Genomic DNA, 1,291 nt, shown 5'->3' on the forward strand with positions numbered 1-1,291 from the left:
CAGGGTAAGCGCGTCTCAAACGCTATTGACAAGCGGAAAAAGAAGCATCATGATGTTGATATAAACAAGCCGCAAGAATAGTGAGCATATAATTATTGTCCATTGCTGCTCGATTAGACTTTTGGCGATTACTACGTTTCAAAGATAGCTCTCGATTTAAAGCATTAAGGGCAATGCGTCTGAGCAGAGCAAGGTTGTATGGTGCATATCCAGTACGAATACGACAAGCATCTTCATTGAAAGTGACATCCATTGTCCAATGTAGACCATTCTCAACGCCCCAATGTAGACGGATAGCCTGCCCTAGCTTACAAGCATCGCTTTCCAAAGTGGTCAAATAAAACTGGACTTCACGGGTGGTTTTGTCCCATAAGTGCCGAATCCGCACCACCATCACGACGGTCTTCAGACCGATCCAATCAGATTGTTGATGCAAAGGTGGTAGTTGAGAAACTGGGACGCTCCAAACTTGTCTTTTTTCAGTACAATGGTGTCCCTTTTCTACCCGTTCGTTGTAGCTAAAGGAAACGCCTTCAAATTTTCGAGCGATTGCCTTCGGCAGTGCCCCTTGGGCAATCGCTTGGTCAAACCAAGCCAAGACGAAGCCCATGAAGTGTAGGATGGTTGGCTTTAAGTGCTAAAATATAGTCAGCTTTGGCGTTATATATTTGAGACGCAATTGCCGTTTGTGTACCCATTGCATCAATCGTGATAATGCAGCCAGTCAGGTCAAGCAGTTCTAATAGGGCAGGAATTGCCGTGATTTCATTCGATTTATCTGTCACCTTAACTTGCCCCAGAACAAGGCGATGTTCACTCGCCCATGCACTAACTAAATGCAAAGCCGATTTCTTTTGCTCTCTGTCGTAGGAACCTCTGAGAGTTTTGCCGTCAATGGGAATTACTTGCGCTCCAATTGTTTCAACTATTGATTGTACCCATCTCTGAAAGCAACGCTCAAATACTTTAGGGTTCATCCGTTCAAATACTCGTCGAAAGGTATCTGGGCAAGGAATACCGTTAGGTAAAGCTAAAAATTCCTTTAGCCAATCATGTTTGCTCAACCCATAATTCTCCATGTCTTCCCATCCCTTACCTCCGGCGATTGCGCTCCGCGCACTGCCGAAGGCAATCGCTGATAAAATTCCGATAATTAAAATATCTGTTAACAAGTGGGCACGGGTGCGTTGAACACGGGGATCTTCTATTTCACTAAAAAACGAGTGCATTTGCTCTGTAAGTGCTGTAGCACTGGGTACGCTCGAATGGACATTAGTTTTACGTGGTGAAC

1 pseudogene is annotated in these 1,291 nt (G+C 44.7%); it reads right to left on the reverse strand.

Features of this window, described 5'->3' with window-relative positions:
* Nucleotides 1–22: 22 nt before the first annotated feature.
* Nucleotides 23–1,291 (reverse strand): annotated as a pseudogene (locus tag ACM0OZ_RS48890) (ISAs1 family transposase); the annotation flags it as partial.

The organism is Scytonema sp. PCC 10023 (genome assembly GCF_963920835.1).
GTDB lineage: Bacteria > Cyanobacteriota > Cyanobacteriia > Cyanobacteriales > Nostocaceae > Kalymmatonema.